This is a genomic window from Micromonospora sp. NPDC093243 (assembly GCF_044753725.1).
Taxonomy (GTDB): Bacteria; Actinomycetota; Actinomycetes; order Mycobacteriales; family Micromonosporaceae; genus Micromonospora.
Genome location: NZ_JBIVNT010000008.1, coordinates 33,504 through 52,504, shown reverse-complemented (window position 1 = coordinate 52,504; position 19,001 = coordinate 33,504). Strand labels below are relative to the sequence as shown.

The following is a 19,001-nucleotide window of genomic DNA, read 5'->3' as shown; positions in this document are numbered from 1 at the left end:
ACGACCACCCCTTCGAGGAAACGGGTCTGACCGCCGAGGAGTTCAGGCCTCCCTGTTCCGGGTGGCCCGTGCCAGCGCCCGGTCCAGGACGACCAGCAGGGCGTCCCGCACCGAGAGCCGGTCCCGGGCGTCGAACTGCACCAAGGGCACGTGGTCGCCGATCGCCAGCGCCCACCGGATCGAGTCGAGATCCAGCGCCAGCCGTCCGTCGAAGGCGTTGACCCCGACCACGAAGGGCAACCCCGCCTGCTCGAAGTAGTCGATCGCCGGATAACAGTCGTCCAGCCGGGAGCTGTCCACCACCACCAGCGCGCCGAGCGCACCCCGGGCCAGGTCGTCCCACATGAAGCCGAACCGCGACTGCCCCGGCGTGCCGAAGAGGTAGAGCTTCAGGCTGCGGTCGATGGTGACGCAGCCGAAGTCCATCGCCACCGTGGTGGTGGTCTTCGCCGAGCGCGCCCCGGGGTCGTCGATGCCGATCCCGGCGCTTGTCATCTCCGCCTCGGTGGTGAGCGGTGCGATCTCGGAGATCGCGCCGACCGTGGTGGTCTTGCCGACCCCGAACCCACCGGCGATGAGGATCTTGACCGGCACCGGCGGGGCGTCGACCCGCCCGGTCCGGCGCACCCCCGGCGCGGCCGCGGGGCGTGCCTCCGCCGACGTGTCCGACGCGTCGGTCGGGCGGTAGGGCGGTGGTGGGGTCGGCGGGTGCACGGGGCGCGTGGCCGCCGGCCCGACGCCGCCCGGCATGCCGTACCGGGTGGCGGCGCTGTTCGCGGCGAGCCCGCCGAGCGGGGCGACCGGCCATTCAGGAGATCGCACGGAGTCCATCAATCACTCGCAGGATCAGATCGGGATCGGAGGCGCCGTCGCGGTCTTCGAGGTGCACCTCGAGGTGGCCGGTGGCGCGCAGGTCGCCGACCAGGACCCGGGTGACGCCGAAGTGCAGCCGGGTCCGGGCCGAGATCTCCGCCACGGAGATCGGTTCGTCGCAGAGGGCGATGATTGCCTGGAGTTCCGGCGCCAGCAGGGCGACGGGTGCGCCGGCCCAGACCTCCGCGGCGGCGGTCACCTGGGTCTCCAGGCTGATCGCCGGGTCCGTGCCGTCCACCCGTCCGGCGGTCAGCACGAACGGGCGCGGGCCGGCCGGTCCGTCTTCCCCCGGGTGCGGGTCGGCCGCCGGCGTGCGCAAACCCGGTGCGGGCGGTCCGTGCAGGTAGGGGCGGATGCGGACCCCTGGTTCCGGGTCCGGCCCCGCACCGGCGACCTCGGCGGTCATTGCTGGGCGGCGTTCTTCAGCTCGGCGATGAGTCGCGGGGTGAGCGCGGCGCCGGCACGCCCGGCGAAGAGGGTCATCTCGTACGCGACCGTGCCCAGGTTGGCCGACCGGTCGGCGACCACTCCGAGTACCGAACCGCTGCTGATCGCGCTGATCAGCAGGTACCCGTCGGCCATGTCGACGATCACCCGATTCACCCCGCCCAGCGCGTACCAGCTGGCAGCGCCGCCGGCCAGGCTGGTCATGCCGGAGACCACCGCGGCGAGCCGCTCGGCGTTCGACCGGTCCCGGATCGCGGACATGGCCATCAGCAGCCCGTCCGAGGAGACCGCGATCGCCTCCAGCACGCCCGCGGTGCTCGAGGTGAAGGAGTCCAGCAGCCAGTTGAAGGTGCGGGCCTCGGGGCTGAGGTCCCCGGTGGGAGCGGGGCTGGACGGCTGGTCGACGTTGTCGTGCAGGAAGGAACTGGTCACCGTGTTGGCCCCTCTTCGTTGCGACGGTCTGGACTGACTTCGCGCAGCGCCCGGGCGACGCCCGCCTCGAACTCGGTGATGAGGTCGCGGACCTCGGCCGGGTCCCCCGGGTGCGGGCTGACCGGCTGCCGGGACGGCGAGTTGGCGAGGTTCGCCCCGGGCACCCGCCGGTTCAGCCGTGGCCGCTCCGGCAGGACGTCCGGGTCGAGCCGCGGGGCGGGCCCCGGCTGGCTCAGCTCGGCCCGGCGTACCCCGGACTCGACCGCCTCGACCAGGGCGCGGACCTCGGCCGGATCGGCCTCGGCGCCGGGCGCCGGCGCGGCCGGCGGGCCGCTCGGCGCCAGGTTCGTCCCCGGCACCCGCTGCCGGATGCCCGCCCCGGCGACCGTCGGCCGGCCACCGGCGGCGGGTCCGACCGGCCGACGCGGCAGGCCAGCCGGGGTGGTGCCGGCCGGCGGCGTCGCCACCGGACCCGTCGCCACCGAGCCTGTCGCCGCCGGACCCGTCGCCACCGGACCCGCCGGCACCGGACCCTTTGGCGGGGGAGCCGGCACGCCGTCGGTCGGCGCGGTGATCTCCAGGTACGCGATGGCGCCGGCGGGCGCCGACGTCGGCTCCGCGCCGGCCCCGAAGGCGTCCCACGACTCGCCGGACGCCATGCTCCGGGCGGCCCGGGTCAGCACGCCCGGGTCGACTCCGGACGGCGGCGGCTGCTCGGCCGGTCCGGCCGCCGGTGGCCCGCCCACCGGGCTCGTGGCGCGGCGTTCCCGGGCCGGGACGGTGGCCCGGGCCACCGCCGCGCCGGACCGCTCGGTGCGCCGGAGCACGAGCGACGTCTGCGGGACCTCCAGCCGGGCGGTCACCCCGCCGCCGCTGGTCGGGGCGAGGTTCACCGCCCACCCGTGCCGCCGGGCCAGTCGGCCCACCACGAAGAGCCCGAGCACCTCGGTCGGCGCGAGGTCCAGCCGCTCCCGCCGGGTCAGCCGGGCGTTCTCCTCGGCCAGTCGCTCCTGCGTCATGCCGATGCCCTGGTCGGTCACCGTGATCCGGGCGCCCGCGCCGGTCCGTTCGGCGCTCACCACCACGCGGGTGTGCGGCGGTGAGAAGACGGTGGCGTTCTCCATCAGCTCGGCCAACGCCAGGACCAGGTCGCCGACCGTCGCCGGCGCCGCCGCGAGCTCGGCCGGCACCCGCACGTCCACCCGGGTGTAGTCCTCGATCTCGCCGAGCGCCAGGCGGACCACGTCGGCCAGCGGCACCGGCGCCACGTACGCGTCCGCGCCGGGCGAGCCGGAGAGCACCACCAGGCTGCCGGCGTTGCGCCGCAACCGGCTGGAGACGTGGTCGAGCCGGTACAGGTCCTCCAGCCGGCCCGGGTCGGTCTCCCGCTGCTCCAGCCGGTCGATCAGAGCGATCTGCCGGCCGACCAGGTTCTGGGTCCGCCGACCCACATGGCCGAACATCTGCGCGACGTTGCGCCGCCCGGCCACCTGCCGTTCGACCAGCCGGGCCGCGGTGGTCTGCACCCGCTCGAACGCCCGGGCCAGGTCGCCGATCTCGTCCCGGGCCCGCACATCGACCGGATCGAGCCGGACCGGCGGCGCGCTCTCCGACTCGTCGTCGGCGACCCGGACCAGCTCGGCCTCGGCGACCCGGGCGACCCGGTCGGCCGAGCGGGTGAGCCGGGTCAGCGGGCGGGCGACCGTCCGGGCCACCGCGGCGCTGAGCAGCAGCACCACCGCCAGGATCAGCGCGGGCACGCCGGCGACCAGGTACGCGGCGGTGAGCGCCCGCCGCTGCTCGCCGGTCACCTCGGCGAGCACGTCCGCCACGATCTTCTTCTCGATGAACTGACCGAGGGTGATCATCGAGCGGGCCGACGGGAAGAGGGCCGCCAACGGCACGTTGCGGATCGCGCCGGTCGGGTTGACCGCGCCGGTGCTGAGGAAGTCCGCGCTGGTCCGGGCGGCCACCGCGGCGTCGTTCAGCTCGGTGAGCTCGCGCTGCTCAGCCGTGATGAGGCTGCGGAACCGCACACTGTCCACCCGGAGGGCGGCCATGCAGGCGACGAAGCCGGCGTCGACCGTTCGGTCGTCGGTCGCCTTCACCAGCACGATCAGGGTGGCGCAGCTGCCCAGCCCCTCGTCGGCGCGCAGCAGCGCGTCCAGGGCCAGCACCTGACGACCGGCCGCGGTGTCGGTGTCCACGCTGAACGCCAACCGCAGCGAGTCGATCAACGCCAGGTCGACCGGCCCGTACGCGTCCATCACCTGGCCCGGGCTGGCCGTGCCGGCGAGCACCGCGGTGCGCACGTCGGTCAGTGCGCGTACGCCGGTCAGCGCGTCGGCGACCCGTGTCGGCAGCGGCTCGTCCCCACCGGCCCGCAGGTCGGCCACCCGGTCGTCCACCGTGGCCGTCTTGCGCACCAGTTCGGCCCGGCTCACCTGGCCGAGCAGCAGTCCGACCGAGAGGATCCGCTCCTGCTGGAGGTCCTGCACCAGCGTGCCGATCCGGCTGGCGAGCCGGACCCGGTCGGCGATCTCGCCGGCCCGTTGCGCGACGGCCACCCGGTCCAGGACCACCGGGACGGCGAGGCCGACCATGCTGATCAGCGGGATGACCACGAGCAGCGCGAGCTTGCCGCGGATCCGGAGCCTAGCGAGCAGCATCGACCGGTCCCCGCCGCGTGGCCTCCGAGTCGACGCCCTGACCGGTCACCTGCGCCGGCCACGGCTCCTCGATCGGCGGTTCGCCCGGCCCGGGCCGGGGCGGCCACGGCGTGCCCTCGGGCGTGGCGTCCGCCCGCCGCGCCCGGCGTGCCTCGACGGCCCGCCGCCGCGCCCGACGGGCGGCGGCGAGCAGCACCCCGGCGAGCACGGCCAGCAGGAGGACGGCCAGCCCGGCCGCCCCGATCAGCAGCCACCGGTCCCGGTCCAGCCCGTCGACCCGGTCGGCGAGCAGCGCGTCGAGTTCCGCCAGGATGACCGGCTGGAGCTGCTCGGCGGCGGCGTGCGCGTTGAGCCGGGCGCCGGCGACCGGTGCCGGATCGATCACGCCGGTGCTGGTGGGGCCGGAGGCGGCGGCGAGCGCCTCGACGGCCCGCTGGTAGGTGTCCAGCGGGGTCAGCACGGTGCCGCCCAGGTCGGTGCTCTCCGAGCTGTCCACCGCCGCGCGCAGGTCGTCGACCAGTTCGCCGGCGGGCGCGAGCGCGCCCACCCGCAGCGCGGCCAGCTCGGCCAGCGTCTGGCTCCGCTCGTCGGCGTCCCGGCGGGTGGCGAGCGTGGCGAGGTCGGCGAGCCGGCCGGCCGCGACCATCGCGGCCGGCAGTTCCCGACCGGCGGCGTCCTGGAGGAAGAACGAGTCGGACTCCGGGTCGCGGACCAGCCCGGAGCTTTCCCTGACCTTGCGGTGCAGGTCCAGCAGCAGGTCGGTGACCTCCCCGTACGCCGCGAAGGCGGCCTCGGGGTCGGTGGGGCTCCGGTCGCGCAGCGCCTCCAGCTTGGCCCGCAGCCCGGCCCAACGCTCCTGGCTGCGCAGCTCGGCACCGATCCGGGCGTCCACCGTGGCGGCCCGCTCGACCGCGCCGGTCAGTGCCGCGCCGGACGCGGGTCGGCCGGCGACCGCGGCGGACTGGGCGTCGACCAGGGCGGCGGTGACCGGGCCGAGCGCCTGCAGGTACTCGATCCCGAGTCGTTCCCGGACGGCCAGGCTCCGGTCGTCGTCGGTGAGCCGCCAGGTCTGCTGGAACAGCACGCTCATCGGCGCCAACAGCGCCACGACGAGCAGCAGCGGCAACACGCGGCCGGCGGACCGGCGACGGGCCCGTGGCGCGGGGACGGTCATGGTCTGTCTCCTGCGGCGAGGAACGGGGAGGGATGGTGGTGGCGGTGTCGGGCCCGGGGTGGCCGGAGCAGTCCCATGTACCGGACCGGAAAAGTAACCGAATGGCCTGCTCGCGATCCCGCCGACGATCGGTCAGCTATGCGTCACTTCGAGCGATGTCACTGTTCGTCCGTCTCGTCGGCACGGTGGGTGCCGCCCGACGGAGTGACATGCATGGATCGAAGCCGATTTACTGTGGATGTTCGGAATTCACGGGATCCGAATTCGTCCCGCTGAGATCCGTTGGATCATGGGCGGTCGCACCGCTCCGGACGCCGGTCGGAGTAACCGGACGGACGTACGGCGGATCTCAGCCAACGCTCAGGATCCGGCCCGTAGCGTGTGCCGCATGAGATCGCCGTTGTCGGTCGCCCGGATGCGGCGTGCCCTGCCCACCGGCCGTCGCGCCGTCGCGCTGGCGGCCGTCGCCGTGCTGCTGGTCGCCGCCGTGGTCTGGGCGGTACGGCCGCGCGGGCCCGAGGTTCGTACCGAGGCCGCCGTGCTGACCGTGCGATCCGGACCGGACGGCCAGCAGCCGGTGGACCTGGACACCACGCTCTATCTGCCGGCGGACGCCTCGGCCGGGCGCAAGGTCCCCGCGGTGCTGCTGGCGCACGGCTTCGGCGGTACGAAGGAGTCGGTGCGCGCCGACGCCGAGGAGTTCGCCGGCCGCGGGTACGCCGTGCTCACCTGGACCGCGCGTGGCTTCGGCCGCAGCGGCGGCGAGATCCACCTGGACCACCCCGACTACGAGGTGCGCGACGCTTCTCGGCTGCTGGACTGGCTCGCCGCCCGCCCGGAGATCCGCGCCGACGCCGCCGGGGATCCGCAGGTCGGCGTGGTCGGCGGCTCGTACGGCGGCGGACTGGCCCTGCTGCTCGCCGCGCAGGACAAGCGGGTCGACGCGATCGTCCCGATGATCACCTGGAACGACCTGGCCCGGAGCTTCCTGCCGGAGAGCACCGGCGGCCCGGCCACCGAGGGCGTGTTCAAGAAGGGCTGGGCCGGCCTGTTCTTCGGCGGCGGGGGCAACGTCGGCTCGGGGCCGGCCGGGCTCTCCGGGATGACCGCGGCCCAGCCACAGGGCGCTCCGGCGTCCGCCGGGCCGCCCAGCCCCGGCCCCGGTGAGGGCCCGGGCACCGGCCCGGGACGCGCGCCGGCCGGCGCCGCGGATCCGTCCTGCGGCCGGTTCGCCGCCGACGTCTGCGCCGCGTACCTACGGATCGCCACCACCGGGCGGGCCGACCAGGCCGCCGTCGACCTGCTGAGCCGGTCCAGCCCGGCCGGGGTGCTCGACCGGATCACCGCGCCCACCCTGCTGGTGCAGGGGGAGGCGGACACCCTCTTCCCGCTCACCGAGGCGGACGCCAACGCGCGGGGCATCGCGGCCACCGGCACCCCGGTCCGCGTCGCCTGGTTCACCGGCGGTCACGACGGCGGCGAGGGGCCGAAGACCGACTCCGACCGGGTGCGGTTCCTGACCGTGCAGTGGCTGGACCACTACGTCAAGGGCGAGGGGGCGGCCCCCGGCGACGACTTCACCTGGTCGCGGATCGCCGGCTTCGACGCGCTGGACCGTGGCCTGGTGGCCACCGGCTACCGGACCACCGACTACCCGGGCACCGGCGGCGACGACCGCAGGACGGTCGCGGTGACCGGCCCCGAGCAGCAGATCGCGAACCCGCCGAACGGCAACCCGGCGGCCATCTCCTCGGTGCCCTTCGCCGGTGCGCTCTCCTCGCTGCTGGACGGGGTGGCCGGGGACGTGCCCGGCCAGCACGCCCGGTTCGAGTCGGCGCCGCTGGCGGAGGCGGTGGACGTGGTCGGAGCGCCGACCGTGTCGGTCCGTGCCGCGTCGCCGACCGGCGAGGCGGTGCTCTTCGTGAAGCTCTACGACGTGGACCCGAACGGCGCCGCCACCCTGCCGAACGGTCTGGTCGCCCCGGTGCGGCTCACCGGCCTGCCGGCGCGGATCGCCGACGCCCAGACGGTGACGGTGACCCTGCCGGCGATCGTCCGCCGGGTCGAGGCCGGGCATCGGCTGCGGGTGGTGGTGGCCACGTCGGACCAGTCGTACACCTCACCGGCCGAGCCGACCGTCTACACCGTCGCCGCCGGCGACGCGCCTGTCGCCCTGCCCACCGTGGCCGGCGACCCGATCCCCACCGCGGCGGCCGTCTGGCGCTGGGTGCTGGTCGGGCTGCTCGCCGCGATCGTGCTCGGGCTCGTCGTGGTCGTCGCCGTGGTCCGCCGCCGGCACCGCCGCCAGGACAGCTCCGTGCATCCGGCGTACGCGGACGTCCCGCTCGCCGTGCGCCAGCTTCGCAAGGAGTACGCGGACGGCTTCGTCGCGGTCTCCAACGTGGACTTCGAGGTGCACCCCGGCCAGGTGGTCGGCCTGCTCGGCCCGAACGGCGCCGGCAAGACCACCACGCTGCGGGTGCTGATGGGGCTCACCCAGCCCACCGCGGGTGAGATCTACGTCTTCGGCCATCGCCTGGTGCCCGGCTCGCCGGTGCTCTCCCGGATCGGCGCGCTGGTCGAGGGGCCCGGCTTCCTGCCGCACCTGAGCGGGCTGGAGAACCTGCGGGCGTACTGGTCGGCCACCGGGCGGCCGCTGGCCGACGCGCACTTCGACGAGGCGCTGGAGATCGCCGGTCTGGGCGACTCGGTGCACCGGAAGATCAAGACGTACAGCCACGGCATGAAGCAGCGGCTCGCCATCGCCCAGGCCATGCTCGGCCTGCCCGAGCTGCTGGTGCTCGACGAGCCGACCGACGGTCTCGACCCGCCGCAGATCGCCGAGATGCGCCGGGTGCTCCAGCGGTACGCCACCGACGGCCGGGCGGTGCTGGTCTCCAGCCACCTGCTGGCCGAGGTGGAGCAGGCCTGCACCCACGCCGTGGTGGTGAACAAGGGGCGGATCGTGGCGTCGGGGCCGGTCGAGGAGATCGTCGGCGAGTCGCCGAGCGTGCTCTTCGACGTCACCGATCCGGCCGCCGCGCGGGACGTGCTGAGCCGGCTGGCCGGGGTCCGGGTGCTGCCGGAGGGCGATGGCCAACTGGTGGTGGACACCAACGGCACCGCGCGCAGCGAGGTGGTGGCCGAGCTGGTCCGGGCCGGGATCGGAGTGGACCGGGTGGTGCCGCGGCGCCGCCTGGAGGACGCGTTCCTCGCCCTGGTGGGCGAGACCTCTCGGGGAAGCGGGGACCGGTGATGGGGACTTCCATGGTGGGCGCGGCGTCGGGCTACCGGCCGTCGGCGACGCTGCCGTTCGCCGCGGAGTTCCGTCGGCAGGCGGCCCGGCGGCGTACCCAGCTGGCGCTCGGGTTCATGGTGCTGCTGCCGTTGATCATCCTGATCGCGTTCCAGTTCAACTCGAACGACGACGACAACGGCGGTGGCGAGTTCGGCAGTCTGATCGAGCTCGCCACCTCGGGCGGGTTGAACTTCACCCTCTTCACCATCTTCGTGTCGGCGTCGTTCCTGCTGGTCGTGGTGGTGGCGCTCTTCTTCGGCGACACGGTGGCCAGCGAGGCGAGCTGGGGAAGTCTGCGCTACCTGCTCGCGGTGCCGGTGCCCCGGGCTCGGCTGCTCACGGTGAAGCTGCTGGTCGCGCTCGCGTACTCGGGGCTGGCGCTGCTGCTGCTCGCCGGCACCGCGCTGCTCGCAGGGACGTTGCGCTACGGCTGGTCGCCGCTGCGCAGCACGGTCGCCGCCGAGCTGCCGGCGGGGGAGGGGCTGCTGCGGCTGCTGGCCGTGCTCGGCTACCTGGCGATCGTCCTGCTGGTCGTGGCCGGCCTGGCGTTCCTGCTCTCGGTGACCACGGACGCCGCGCTCGGCGCGGTCGGCGGCGCGGTGCTGCTCTGGATTCTCTCCAGCATCCTGGACCAGATCACCGCGCTCGGCGCCGTGCGCGCCTTCCTGCCCACCCACTTCAGCACCGCCTGGCTGGGCCTGCTCTCCACGCCGGTGCAGACCGACGACGTGGTCCGCGGCACCATCTCGGCGGTGAGCTACGCGACCCTGTTCTGGGCGCTGGCCTACTGGCGCTTCACCCGCAAGGACGTGACCTCATAGCCGGCTGTCCGGCGTCGCGGCCGTCGAGGGCGCTCCGCTCGGCGCGGTCGGGGCCGGCGGCTGCGCCGGTGTGGCCGGCTCGGCGGCCTTCCAGGCGCTGACCCCGATCCGGCCGGTGTTGCCCAGGTCGATCGGGCCGTCCGGGTCGACGGACTGGGCGGGCTGGCCGGCGGCGGGCGCGACCTCCAGGTACTCGCCGTCGCTGGCTTCGACAGTCGAGTCGGTGACGGTGTTGCGCCAGAGCACGGTGGCGTGGGCCCGCTCACCCGGGTCGGGGGTCAGCTGCCCGGGTGGCGCGTCGAAGCCGGTGGTGATCTCCCGGGCGCCGGCGACCGTCCGGAGCGGGATCGCCGCCCGCTGCTCGTCCAGCACGCGCAGCACCGGATAGCCCTTGAGCAGGTAGGGCGTGCTGCCGCAGTTCGTCAGATCCAGGCCGAGCGCCCGCAGGCCCATCGCGGCGTCCGACCCGGTGGACCTGATCAGGACGCCCGACTCCGGGCACCGCCCGGCCGCGTCGGGCGTCGGCGCGGGCGGGGTCGCCGCGGCCCGGCTGGTCGGTCCGCCCCCCGACGTGCAGGCCCCGAGCAGCGCGGCTCCGACGAGCGGAAGGCCGGCGAGTAGGAGACGGAAGCGTGCCGGTCGGAGTCGCACTGAAGGTCTCACCGCCGCATCCTCCCAAGATCCGCCCGGCCGGTGTCCGTCCGGGTGCGGCCGGTGGTCCGGTCACCCACTGTCGAACTGCCCCAAATATGGACCACCGGAAGCCGGGCGGCGCGGTATCGCGTGCGCGGTCCAGATATGGGGCAGGTCGACAGGACCCGCGAATCAACCGCCAGTCGGGCTGCGGTCCACGGCGCAGCCGGTCCAGCAGGTCGGCCGGGGCGCGCTCGGGCCCGGGACCGGCGGTTGCGGGACCGGGGGTTGCGGGACCGGCGGTTGCGGGACTGGTTCAGACCCGCTCGCCGGGTGCGGCGCTGCGGGTGAGGACGGCGTCGAGCAGGCCGGGGTAGAGGCGGTCCAGTTCGTCGCGGCGCAGCCGGACGTAGCGGCTGGTGCCGGCGGCCCGGGTGCGGGTCAGGCCGGCCTCGCGCAGCACCTTCAGGTGGTGGCTGCGGGTGGCCTTGGAGACGCCGAACTCGAAGCTGCCGCAGGCGTACTCGCCGCCCTCGGCGAGCGCCCGCACGATCTGTAGGCGTACGTCGTCGGCGAGCGCTCCCAGCACCGCGGTGACCGGCACCTCGCGCAACTCGGGTTCGTGCAGCTCCATGTGAGCAGTGTAACCCTTGTTCGACAAAAATCGAACAAGCTCCTAGGGTCGGGATCGTTGGTTCGAAGATACTCGAACATAGGAGCTGAGCATGCGCTCTCGCGCCGCCGCCTTTCCGCTGCTCGCCGCGCTGAGCTGGGGAGTGATGTTCCCCGTCCTGGCCAGCGCGCTGACCTGGGTCGACCCGCTCAACCTGACCACCGCCCGCTATCTCTTCGCCACCGTGATCCTGCTCGCCCTGCTGCTGCTCCGCGAGGGCGTGGCCGCGCTGCGCTCCGGCGGTCGGGGTGTCGAGGTGGCGGTGCTCGGCGTGGTCGGCTTCGCGGGCTTCAACCTGCTCACCAACCTGGCGCTGGAGCACGCCGCGCCGCAGCAGATCTCCCTCTTCGTGGCCACCACGCCGCTGGTCACCCAGTTGGTCCGGTGGGCTCGGGACGGCGTACGCCCGCGGCCCGCCCTGCTCGCCCTCTCCCTGGTCGCGCTCCTCGGTGTCGGCCTGGTGATCACCCGCGGCAGCCTCGCCGGGCTCGGTCAGTTCGGTCTCGGCGGCCTCATGATGATCGGCGCGGTCGTCGGTTGGGGGATCTACACGCACGGGGCCGGCCGGTTCGGCGAGTGGTCGCCGCTGCGCTACACCACGCTGACCGCGCTCGCCGGCACGCTCTTCATGCTCGCCGCGAGCGCCGTCGCCGACCTCGCCGGGTGGCAGCACGCGCCGGCCGGCGCCGACCTCGTCGCGGTCGCGCCGCAGCTGGCGTACGCCGTGATCGTGGGGGCGGTGATCGCGGTGCTGGCCTGGAACACCGGGGTGCAGCGGCTCGGCTCGGCGAACGCCGCGCTGTTCATGAACCTCGTCCCGGTGACCACCTTCGTGGTGCAGATCGCCCGCGGCTACCGACCCGGCCCGGTCGAACTGGCCGGCGCGGCGCTGACCATCGCGTCCCTGGTCGCGGCCAACCTGGTGACCCGGGCCCGGGTGCGGGCCACCCCGCCCGGCGACCGGCCGGCGGCGGTCTCGGACCCCGTCGCGGTGGTCGACCCGGTGGCGGTGGTCGCGCGCTAGCCCGCCCTCTCGGCCGCCCCCCCCGGGACCCGGGGGCGGCCGTTCGGGGTGGGTGAAGATGACGGCGGCTCACACCGTGGGACGGCGGACTGGACGGTCGGCGGCCCGGCCGTAGACTCGTTCGCACAACTGCATACCTCATCCAGAGGGGCTGAGGGATACGGCCCGAAGACGCCCCGGCAACCACCCCGCGCGCTCATCGCTGAGCGACCCGCGGGGCAGGTGCCAATTCCGTCCCCGCCGCACCGTGCGATGCGGGGAAAGATGAGAGGAATCTTCGACATGACGTCGACGCTCGCCGCCCCCGGTATCGACACCACCGCCAGCCCCGCCCGCGCCCTGGTCTGTCGGGCCTGTGAGGCCCGCTACCCGCTCGCCGCCCAGCACGCCTGTTACGAGTGTTTCGGGCCGCTGGAGGTCGACTACGACGCGGCCGCGCTGGCCACCGTCACCCGCGAGCAGATCGAGGCCGGCCCGGACAACATCTGGCGCTACGCGGCGCTGCTGCCCGCCGGTCAGGATCCGGCCACCCGGGTCACCCTGAACCCCGGCCTCACCCCGCTGGTCGCCGCCCCGCACCTCGCCGCCGAGCTGGGTATCACCGCCCCGCTCTGGGTGAAGGACGACAGCGCCAACCCCACCCACTCGTTCAAGGACCGGGTCGTCTCGGTGGCGCTCACCGCCGCCCGGGCGCTCGGCTTCACCCGGTACGCCTGTGCCTCCACGGGCAACCTGGCCAACTCGGTGGCCGCGCACGCGGCCCGCGCCGGGGTGCCCTCGGTGGTCTTCATCCCCGGCGACCTCGAGCAGGGCAAGGTGGTCACGACCGCCGTCTACGGCGGCGAGCTGGTCGCCATCGACGGCTCCTACGACGACGTGAACCGGCTCTGCGGCGAGCTGGTCGAGACCGACGAGTTCGAGGACACCGCGTTCGTCAACGTCAACGTGCGCCCCTACTACGCCGAGGGTTCCAAGACCCTGGGCTACGAGGTGGCCGAGCAACTCGGCTGGCGCATCCCCGCCCAGGTGGTCATCCCGATGGCCAGCGGCGAGCTGCTCACCAAGATTGACAAGGCGTTCTCCGAGCTGGTCGAGGTCGGCCTGGTCGAGGCGCCGGCCGGCGGCTGGAAGGTCTTCGGCGCCCAGTCGGCCGGCTGCAACCCGATCGCCACCGCGCTGCACGCCGACACCGACACGATCGTCCCGGTCAAGCCGACCGGCATCGCCAAGTCGCTGAACATCGGCGACCCGGCGGCCGGCCTCTACGCGCTGGAGGCGGTGCGCCGTACCGGGGGCTGGATGGAGTACGTCGACGACGACGAGATCCGCGCCGGCATCCGCCTGCTGGCTCGCACCACCGGCGTCTTCGCGGAGACCGCCGGCGGGGTCACCGTGGCGGTGCTCCGCAAGCTGGTCGAGTCGGGCAAGCTCGACCCGGCCGCGGAGACCGTGGTCTTCAACACCGGCGAGGGGCTGAAGACCATCGACGCGGTCGCCGGTGAGGTCGGCCCCACCCATCGGATCCGCCCGTCCCTGCGCGCCGCCCGCGACGCGGGCCTGCTCGGCTGACCCGCGGATCGCCCGGACGGGGGATCAGGCCGATCCGCCGGGTAACCGGCTTTTCGCTCTGGGTGCGGAAAACCCGCCGCTAAGGACTTGACGGCAGGAACCGGACGGCGCAAGATGCTCCGTGCGGGAGGGCATTTCGCCGAAGACTTTTGAAGTTCTTACGACCCAACGCCGGAGGCGTTGTGCGAGTGTCCCTCCCGACCAACGTCCGATCGGGCCAGCGAAAATTCGCTGGCCCGATCGCGTTCCCAGGGCGCACCCTTCCGGCATGAGCATCACGATCGCGCCGTTCGACGCCGCCGACCCGGCCGCGATCGACGAGGCCTACCGGGTCGGGGCGGCGGCGAACGACGCCGACCTGCCCGACTTCCCGCCGTTCTGTCGCCAGCGCTTCGAGGCAATGCTGACCCACCCGATGCCGGGCACGGTCACGCTCTGGGCGCTGGCCCGGCTGGATGGCGTGCCCGCCGGCTACCTGGCGCTGGACCTGCCGCAGCTGGACAACACCGAGAACGCCACCGTCGAGCTGGTGGTCCATCCGGCGCACCGGCGGCGGGGAGTCGGCCGGGCGCTGCACGAGCATTGCCTGCGGCTGCTGCGTGAGCAGGGCCGCAAGCGGGTCATCGGGATGGCGGTCATGGAGCTGCCCGGTGGGCCGGCCCGTTCGGCAGCCGGCGCCGCGTTCGCCGCCGCGCTGGGGGCGCAGCCAGCGCTCGCCGAGATCCGCCGCCGGCTCGACCCCACCCGGGTCGACCAGGGCGCGCTGGACGTGCTGCACGCCGACGCCCGGGCGCACGCCGCCGGCTACCGCACGGTCCGCTGGCACGGCCTCGTCCCCGAGGAGTACGTCGCCGACATCGCCTACCTCGACGGCCGGCTGTCGACCGACGCGCCCCTCGGCGACCTGGAGTGGGAGGCCGAGCAGGTCGACGCCGAGCGGATCCGGGGCACCGAGCGGGCGCTGGCGGCACGCGGACGGCGGCAGTACCACGTCGCGGTGCAGCACGAGGAGTCCGGCAAGCTGGTCGCCTGGACCCTGCTCGACCTCGGCGCCTCCGCCGACTGGCACGCGTTCCAGCAGATCACCATCGTCGACCCGGCGCACCGTGGTCACCGGCTCGGTCTGCTCACCAAGATCGAGAACCTGCGCCATCTGCTCGCACACGAGCCGGCGGTCCGGGCCATCGACACCTTCAACGCGGCGGAGAACAGCCACATGATCGTCATCAACGAGCAGCTCGGCTTCCGCCCGGTGGACGGCTGGACAGACTGGCAGCTCACCCTCTGACGGCGGGCCCACGGTCGCCGCGGCCGGGTGGGCGCAGTCGCCGCACCAGTTCCCCCACCGCCCGGTGGAAGTCGTCGTCCGGGACGAACCGGTGCCCGCTGATCTTCGGTGGGACCGTGTCCCCGGGCGGGATCAGCAACCCCGGCGGGTCGCTGACCCGGCGGTCCACCCCTGCGGCGGCGTCGGGGACACCAGCGTCCGTACCGAAGACCGGCCCGCCGATCGGGTCGGTCAGCCGCCACAGGTTGAGCCACCGCCAGTGCAGCCGTTCACCGACCTCCCGCAGCATGTCGGGCCCGACGTAGGTCGGAAAGACCCGGCTGTAGAGACGCCCGAGCGGAGTGCCGTAGGTCAACAACGCCACGCGGGCGCGGGCGGGCGCCGGCAGCTGAAGGACGGTCGCCGCAACCAGCACGCTGCCGTGGCTCTGCCCCGAGAGCACGACGCTGTCCCCGCCGGCGGTGAGGTGGGCGATCCGGCGGGTGAGGTCCGGGACCACGCGCTCGGCGTAGCAAGGGGCGGCCAGCGGGTGTGCCGCGCGCGGCCAGAACGTGGCCAGTTCCCAAAGCACACCGACCCCCCGCATGGCGGACGACCGGTAGGCGAACAGCCCCGCCCCGAACAGGGCCAGCGCGAACAACCCGATGACCACGCCGCCCAGGTCGGTCACGAAGATCACCGGGCGGGCCAGCGGTGGCCCACCGAGCAGGTGGGCCATGTCCTCCGGGCCCTGATGCCGCATCGACAAGCCGGCGGCGCCCAGGCTCAGCACGGCGAGCAACGCGTACGCCGCCAGGAGCAATGGGCCGACACGGTCCGCGGTGCGGGCCTGGACGATCTTGTCGCGCACCGCTCGCGACCGCTCCGGAGCGGCTCGGGCCGCCTCCGGGAACTCCCGACGGACGATCTCCTCCGCCGCCCGCCGATGCCGCGACCGCTGGTGCAGACGTGCCACCGCGGCCACCGTGCCGGCGAACAGCAGCGCGGCCGAGACGCCCAGGGCCGCCCAGCGAAACGCGACCGGCGGAGAGAGCGGCGGGGCGCCCCCCGGCAGGGGGCGAGCCGGGGTGGGGCTGGAACCCCGGTCCAGGTACTCGGCGATGCCGTAGTTCAGCCCGGACGAGTACGACACGGCGAGCCCGATCGCGACCGAGACCACGAGCGGAGCGGCGAGACCGAGCAGTGCCGCGCGACCCCGCATCGGCGCCCGGAGCAGGACGAGGGCCGTCAGCCCCAGGAGCAGGAGCATCTGGACGGCGAACAGCAGGGCCACCAGTTCCTCGTACCCCGGCAGGCCACCGGCGGCGGACCAGGACGCCCTCGGCGCCGCCGCGTACACCAGGGTCAGCACCGTCAACACGACCGCGCCGGGGCCGAGCAGCCGGACGGTGCGGGGTGACCACAGGGCGCCACCGCGCCGTTCGACCTGAGGCAGGCAGAGCAGCGCCAGCGCGGCGGCGAGCAGGCCGGCGGTCGCGGCGAGCAGCGTGTAGCCGGGGATCCCGCGGTCGTGCGGGGCGAGGGCTCGGAGCAGCGTCAGGTCGAGCGTGGTCAGCGCGACCGCCACGTGCAGTGCTCGGAGCCGGAGCAACAACGCCCGGTTGTCCCAGAAGGCCGGGTCGTCGAGCCGGTCCGCGCCGAGGCCCGCCGGCCCCGGGCCGGTGTTCTCGGGGAGCTGCCAGGTGCGGCCGCCGAGCCACCTGACCAGCGCGATCGCGAGGAGCGGCAGCAGGGCGAGCAGCGCCAGGCGTTGCCCGGGCGGCACGCCACCCAGCCAGGAGATCTCCCGGCGGCCCTCCAGGCAGCGCGGGTACTGCGCGCACTGCCAGGCGACCAGGTCGACGGCCACGCCGACGATCGACAGCACGTACATCGCGGTGAGGGTCGCGGCGAGCAGCCGGCAGACCGCCTTGCCGGCCAGTTCCGTGCGGCGGCCGGGCGGCAGCATCCAGATGGCGGTGTTGGCGAGCATGAAGGGCAGGAGCAGGACCAGCGAGAGGGTCCGGGTCGCCGTACCCCCGGCCAGCCCGCTCCAGCGGTACGCCTCCAGCGTGGTGCCGGCGGCACCGTGCGGATCACCGAGCCCGGGGTGTACCCGGTAGAAGCCGGCATTCCAGTCGCCGGCCACGCGGCTCACGATCGGCCGGTCCAGCGTCGCCTCGGGGCCGCGGTCGGCGACGCCGTGCACCCGGATCTCGATGGCTCCCACCCGTGGCCGCTCCCTCCTTCCGCAGGCCGCGCGGTTACCCGGACCCGGACCGGTCATACCGGCGCAGGAGCGGTGGAAGACGATCCGAGTTGTGACACGCCCCTACTGATTTTGGTGCGTCCTGTTGCATGATGGCGGGCATGACGGAGACCCCGCACCCCCTGTACGACAGGCACGCCGACACCCTCACCCGTGCGCTGACCGCGATCACGGAGCGTGGGTACTGGTCCGCCTACCCGGAGTCGCCCAGCCCCCGGGTGTACGGCGAGACCGCCGCCGCCGACGGCAAGGCCGCCTTCGAGGCGTACCTGCGCGGCGATTTCCCGCTCGACCAGCCGGGCGCCGGCGACCGGGTCGCCACCGAGGCGAGCCCGTTCGGGGTGGAGCTGGCCGTGCGTTACCCGCACGCCGAAGCCGACGAGCTGGTGGCCGCCGCGAGCGCCGCCCTGCCCGCCTGGCGCGACGCCGGCCCGCAGGCCCGGGTCGGGGTCTGCCTGGAGATCCTCGACCGGTTGCACAAGCACATCTTCGAGCTGGCCAACGCGGTGCAGTTCACCAGCGGCCAGGCCTTCGTGATGGCCTTCCAGGCCGGCGGTGCGCACGCGCTGGACCGGGCGCTGGAGGCGCTCGCCTACGCGTACGCCGAGATGACCCGGCACCCGGGCACGGCCGGTTGGGAGAAGGCGGCCGGCAAGGGTGACCCGCTGCGGATGACCAAGACGTTCCACGTGGTGCCGCGCGGGGTGGCCCTGGTCATCGGCTGCAACACCTTCCCCACCTGGAACTCCTACCCGGGGCTCTTCGCCTCGCTGGTCACCGGCAACCCCGTGATCGTCAAGCCGCACCCGCGCGCCGTGCTGCCGCTGGCCCTCACCGTCAGGTACGCCCGTGAGGTGCTCGCCGAGGCGGGCTTCGACCCCAACCTGATCCTGCTGGCCGCCGAGGCGCCGGGCGAGAAGCTGGCCTCGACGCTGGCCCTGCACCCGAGCGTCAAGATCGTCGACTTCACCGGCTCCACCGAGTACGGCGACTGGCTGGAGGCGAACGCCCGGCAGGCGGCCGTCTACACCGAGAAGGCCGGCCTGAACACGGTGGTGATCGACTCCACCGACGACTTCGCCGGCCTGTGCCGCAACCTCGGCTTCACGCTGACGCTCTACAGCGGCCAGATGTGCACCACCTCGCAGAACATCCTGATCCCCGCCGGCGGCATCGAGACCGACCAGGGGCAGAAGAGCTTCGACGAGGTGGCCGGCGGGATCGCCGCCGCGGTCGGCAAGCTCACCGCCGACCCCGCCCGGGGCGTCGAGCTGACCGGGGCCGTCGTCAACGACGGGGTGCTGGAGCGTCTCGACGAGGTCACCAAGGTCGGTGAGGCGCTGCTGGAGTCGCGTACGGTCGAGCACCCGGCCTTCGCCGACGCGGTGGTGCGGACGCCGACCATCGTGAAGCTGGCCGCGGACGACACCGCGACCTACGGCCGGGAGTGGTTCGGGCCGATCTCGTTCGCCATCGCCACCGACTCCACCGCGCACAGCCTGGAGATCATGCGCAGGACCGTGGGTGAGAAGGGCGCGCTCACCGCGGGTGTCTACTCCACCGATGAGGCGGTGCTGGACGCGGCCGAGAAGGTGGCGGTCGAGGTCGGCGTGCACCTCTCCTGCAACCTGACCGGCGGCGTCTTCGTGAACCAGTCGGCGGCCTTCTCCGACTTCCACGGCAGCGGCGCCAACCCGGCCGCCAACGCCGCGCTCACCGACGGCGCCTACGTGGCGAACCGGTTCCGCATCGTGCAGAGCCGCCGGCACGCCTAGGTCCCCGGGCTCGATCACGCCCCAACCCGGATGTGGTGGCCTCCCGTTGGCTGGGAGGCCACCACATCCGGGATCGA

The 19,001-nt window shown here is 74.0% G+C and carries 14 protein-coding genes and 1 riboswitch; of the genes, 6 read left to right on the top strand and 8 right to left on the bottom strand.

The window, feature by feature from the left end:
* Positions 1-42: 42 nt before the first annotated feature.
* The 5 genes from ACIP9D_RS25645 to ACIP9D_RS25625 are packed head-to-tail and all read right to left on the bottom strand — an operon-like array spanning position 43 to position 5,595.
* Complete coding sequence (locus ACIP9D_RS25645; protein WP_350873433.1) at positions 43-831, bottom strand: ATP/GTP-binding protein; 789 nt, start codon at positions 829-831, stop codon at positions 43-45.
* Entirely contained in the window at positions 809-1,279 is a 471-nt protein-coding gene (locus tag ACIP9D_RS25640; RefSeq protein WP_350873432.1) for a DUF742 domain-containing protein, read from the bottom strand. The genes ACIP9D_RS25645 and ACIP9D_RS25640 overlap by 23 nt, the downstream gene beginning before the upstream one ends.
* Positions 1,276-1,752, bottom strand: a complete 477-nt coding sequence (locus ACIP9D_RS25635) for a roadblock/LC7 domain-containing protein (RefSeq protein ID WP_350873431.1) — start codon at positions 1,750-1,752, stop codon at positions 1,276-1,278. The genes ACIP9D_RS25640 and ACIP9D_RS25635 overlap by 4 nt, the downstream gene beginning before the upstream one ends.
* The gene (locus ACIP9D_RS25630; RefSeq protein WP_350873430.1) at positions 1,749-4,421 is read right to left on the bottom strand and encodes a nitrate- and nitrite sensing domain-containing protein; all 2,673 of its coding nucleotides are present in this window, start codon (positions 4,419-4,421) and stop codon (positions 1,749-1,751) included. The genes ACIP9D_RS25635 and ACIP9D_RS25630 overlap by 4 nt, the downstream gene beginning before the upstream one ends.
* Positions 4,408-5,595 (bottom strand): hypothetical protein, encoded by a 1,188-nt coding sequence (locus ACIP9D_RS25625; RefSeq protein WP_350873429.1) that lies wholly within the window; start codon positions 5,593-5,595, stop codon positions 4,408-4,410. Before ACIP9D_RS25625 ends, ACIP9D_RS25630 begins: the two co-directional genes overlap by 14 nt.
* 388 nt (positions 5,596-5,983) lie before the next feature.
* Between ACIP9D_RS25625 and ACIP9D_RS25620 the strand changes: the two genes are divergently transcribed.
* Entirely contained in the window at positions 5,984-8,851 is a 2,868-nt protein-coding gene (locus ACIP9D_RS25620) for an alpha/beta fold hydrolase (protein WP_350873428.1), read from the top strand.
* Entirely contained in the window at positions 8,851-9,714 is an 864-nt protein-coding gene (locus ACIP9D_RS25615; RefSeq protein ID WP_350873427.1) for an ABC transporter permease subunit, read from the top strand. Before ACIP9D_RS25620 ends, ACIP9D_RS25615 begins: the two co-directional genes overlap by 1 nt.
* On the opposite strand, the gene ACIP9D_RS25610 is transcribed toward ACIP9D_RS25615, so the two are convergent.
* Both ACIP9D_RS25610 and ACIP9D_RS25605 read right to left on the bottom strand, forming a co-directional pair.
* Positions 9,709-10,377: a DUF4232 domain-containing protein gene (locus tag ACIP9D_RS25610; protein ID WP_350873426.1), complete on the bottom strand. Its 669-nt coding sequence runs from the start codon at positions 10,375-10,377 to the stop codon at positions 9,709-9,711. The genes ACIP9D_RS25615 and ACIP9D_RS25610 overlap by 6 nt on opposite strands.
* A 286-nt stretch (positions 10,378-10,663) precedes the next feature.
* Positions 10,664-10,981, bottom strand: coding sequence for a metalloregulator ArsR/SmtB family transcription factor (locus ACIP9D_RS25605; RefSeq protein ID WP_350873425.1), 318 nt, complete (start codon positions 10,979-10,981; stop codon positions 10,664-10,666).
* Between the two features lie 91 nt (positions 10,982-11,072).
* Between ACIP9D_RS25605 and ACIP9D_RS25600 the strand changes: the two genes are divergently transcribed.
* From ACIP9D_RS25600 to ACIP9D_RS25590, 3 genes are all read left to right on the top strand, one after another.
* A complete protein-coding gene (locus tag ACIP9D_RS25600) occupies positions 11,073-12,044 on the top strand; it encodes a DMT family transporter (RefSeq protein WP_350873424.1) in 972 nt (323 codons plus the stop codon).
* Between the two features lie 135 nt (positions 12,045-12,179).
* Positions 12,180-12,315, top strand: a riboswitch (SAM riboswitch).
* An 11-nt stretch (positions 12,316-12,326) separates the two neighbouring features.
* Entirely contained in the window at positions 12,327-13,613 is a 1,287-nt protein-coding gene (gene thrC / locus ACIP9D_RS25595) for a threonine synthase (RefSeq protein WP_350873423.1), read from the top strand.
* 268 nt (positions 13,614-13,881) lie between these two features.
* On the top strand, positions 13,882-14,901 hold the full coding sequence (locus ACIP9D_RS25590; protein WP_350873422.1) for a GNAT family N-acetyltransferase: 1,020 nt from the start codon (positions 13,882-13,884) through the stop codon (positions 14,899-14,901).
* Here ACIP9D_RS25590 and ACIP9D_RS25585 read toward each other — a convergent pair.
* Positions 14,891-17,110: a hypothetical protein gene (locus ACIP9D_RS25585; protein ID WP_350873421.1), complete on the bottom strand. Its 2,220-nt coding sequence runs from the start codon at positions 17,108-17,110 to the stop codon at positions 14,891-14,893. The two genes, ACIP9D_RS25590 and ACIP9D_RS25585, sit on opposite strands and share 11 nt — an antisense overlap.
* Positions 17,111-17,250: 140 nt before the next feature.
* Between ACIP9D_RS25585 and paaN the strand changes: the two genes are divergently transcribed.
* Complete coding sequence (paaN, locus tag ACIP9D_RS25580) at positions 17,251-18,924, top strand: phenylacetic acid degradation protein PaaN (RefSeq protein ID WP_350873420.1); 1,674 nt, start codon at positions 17,251-17,253, stop codon at positions 18,922-18,924.
* Positions 18,925-19,001 lie beyond the last annotated feature (77 nt).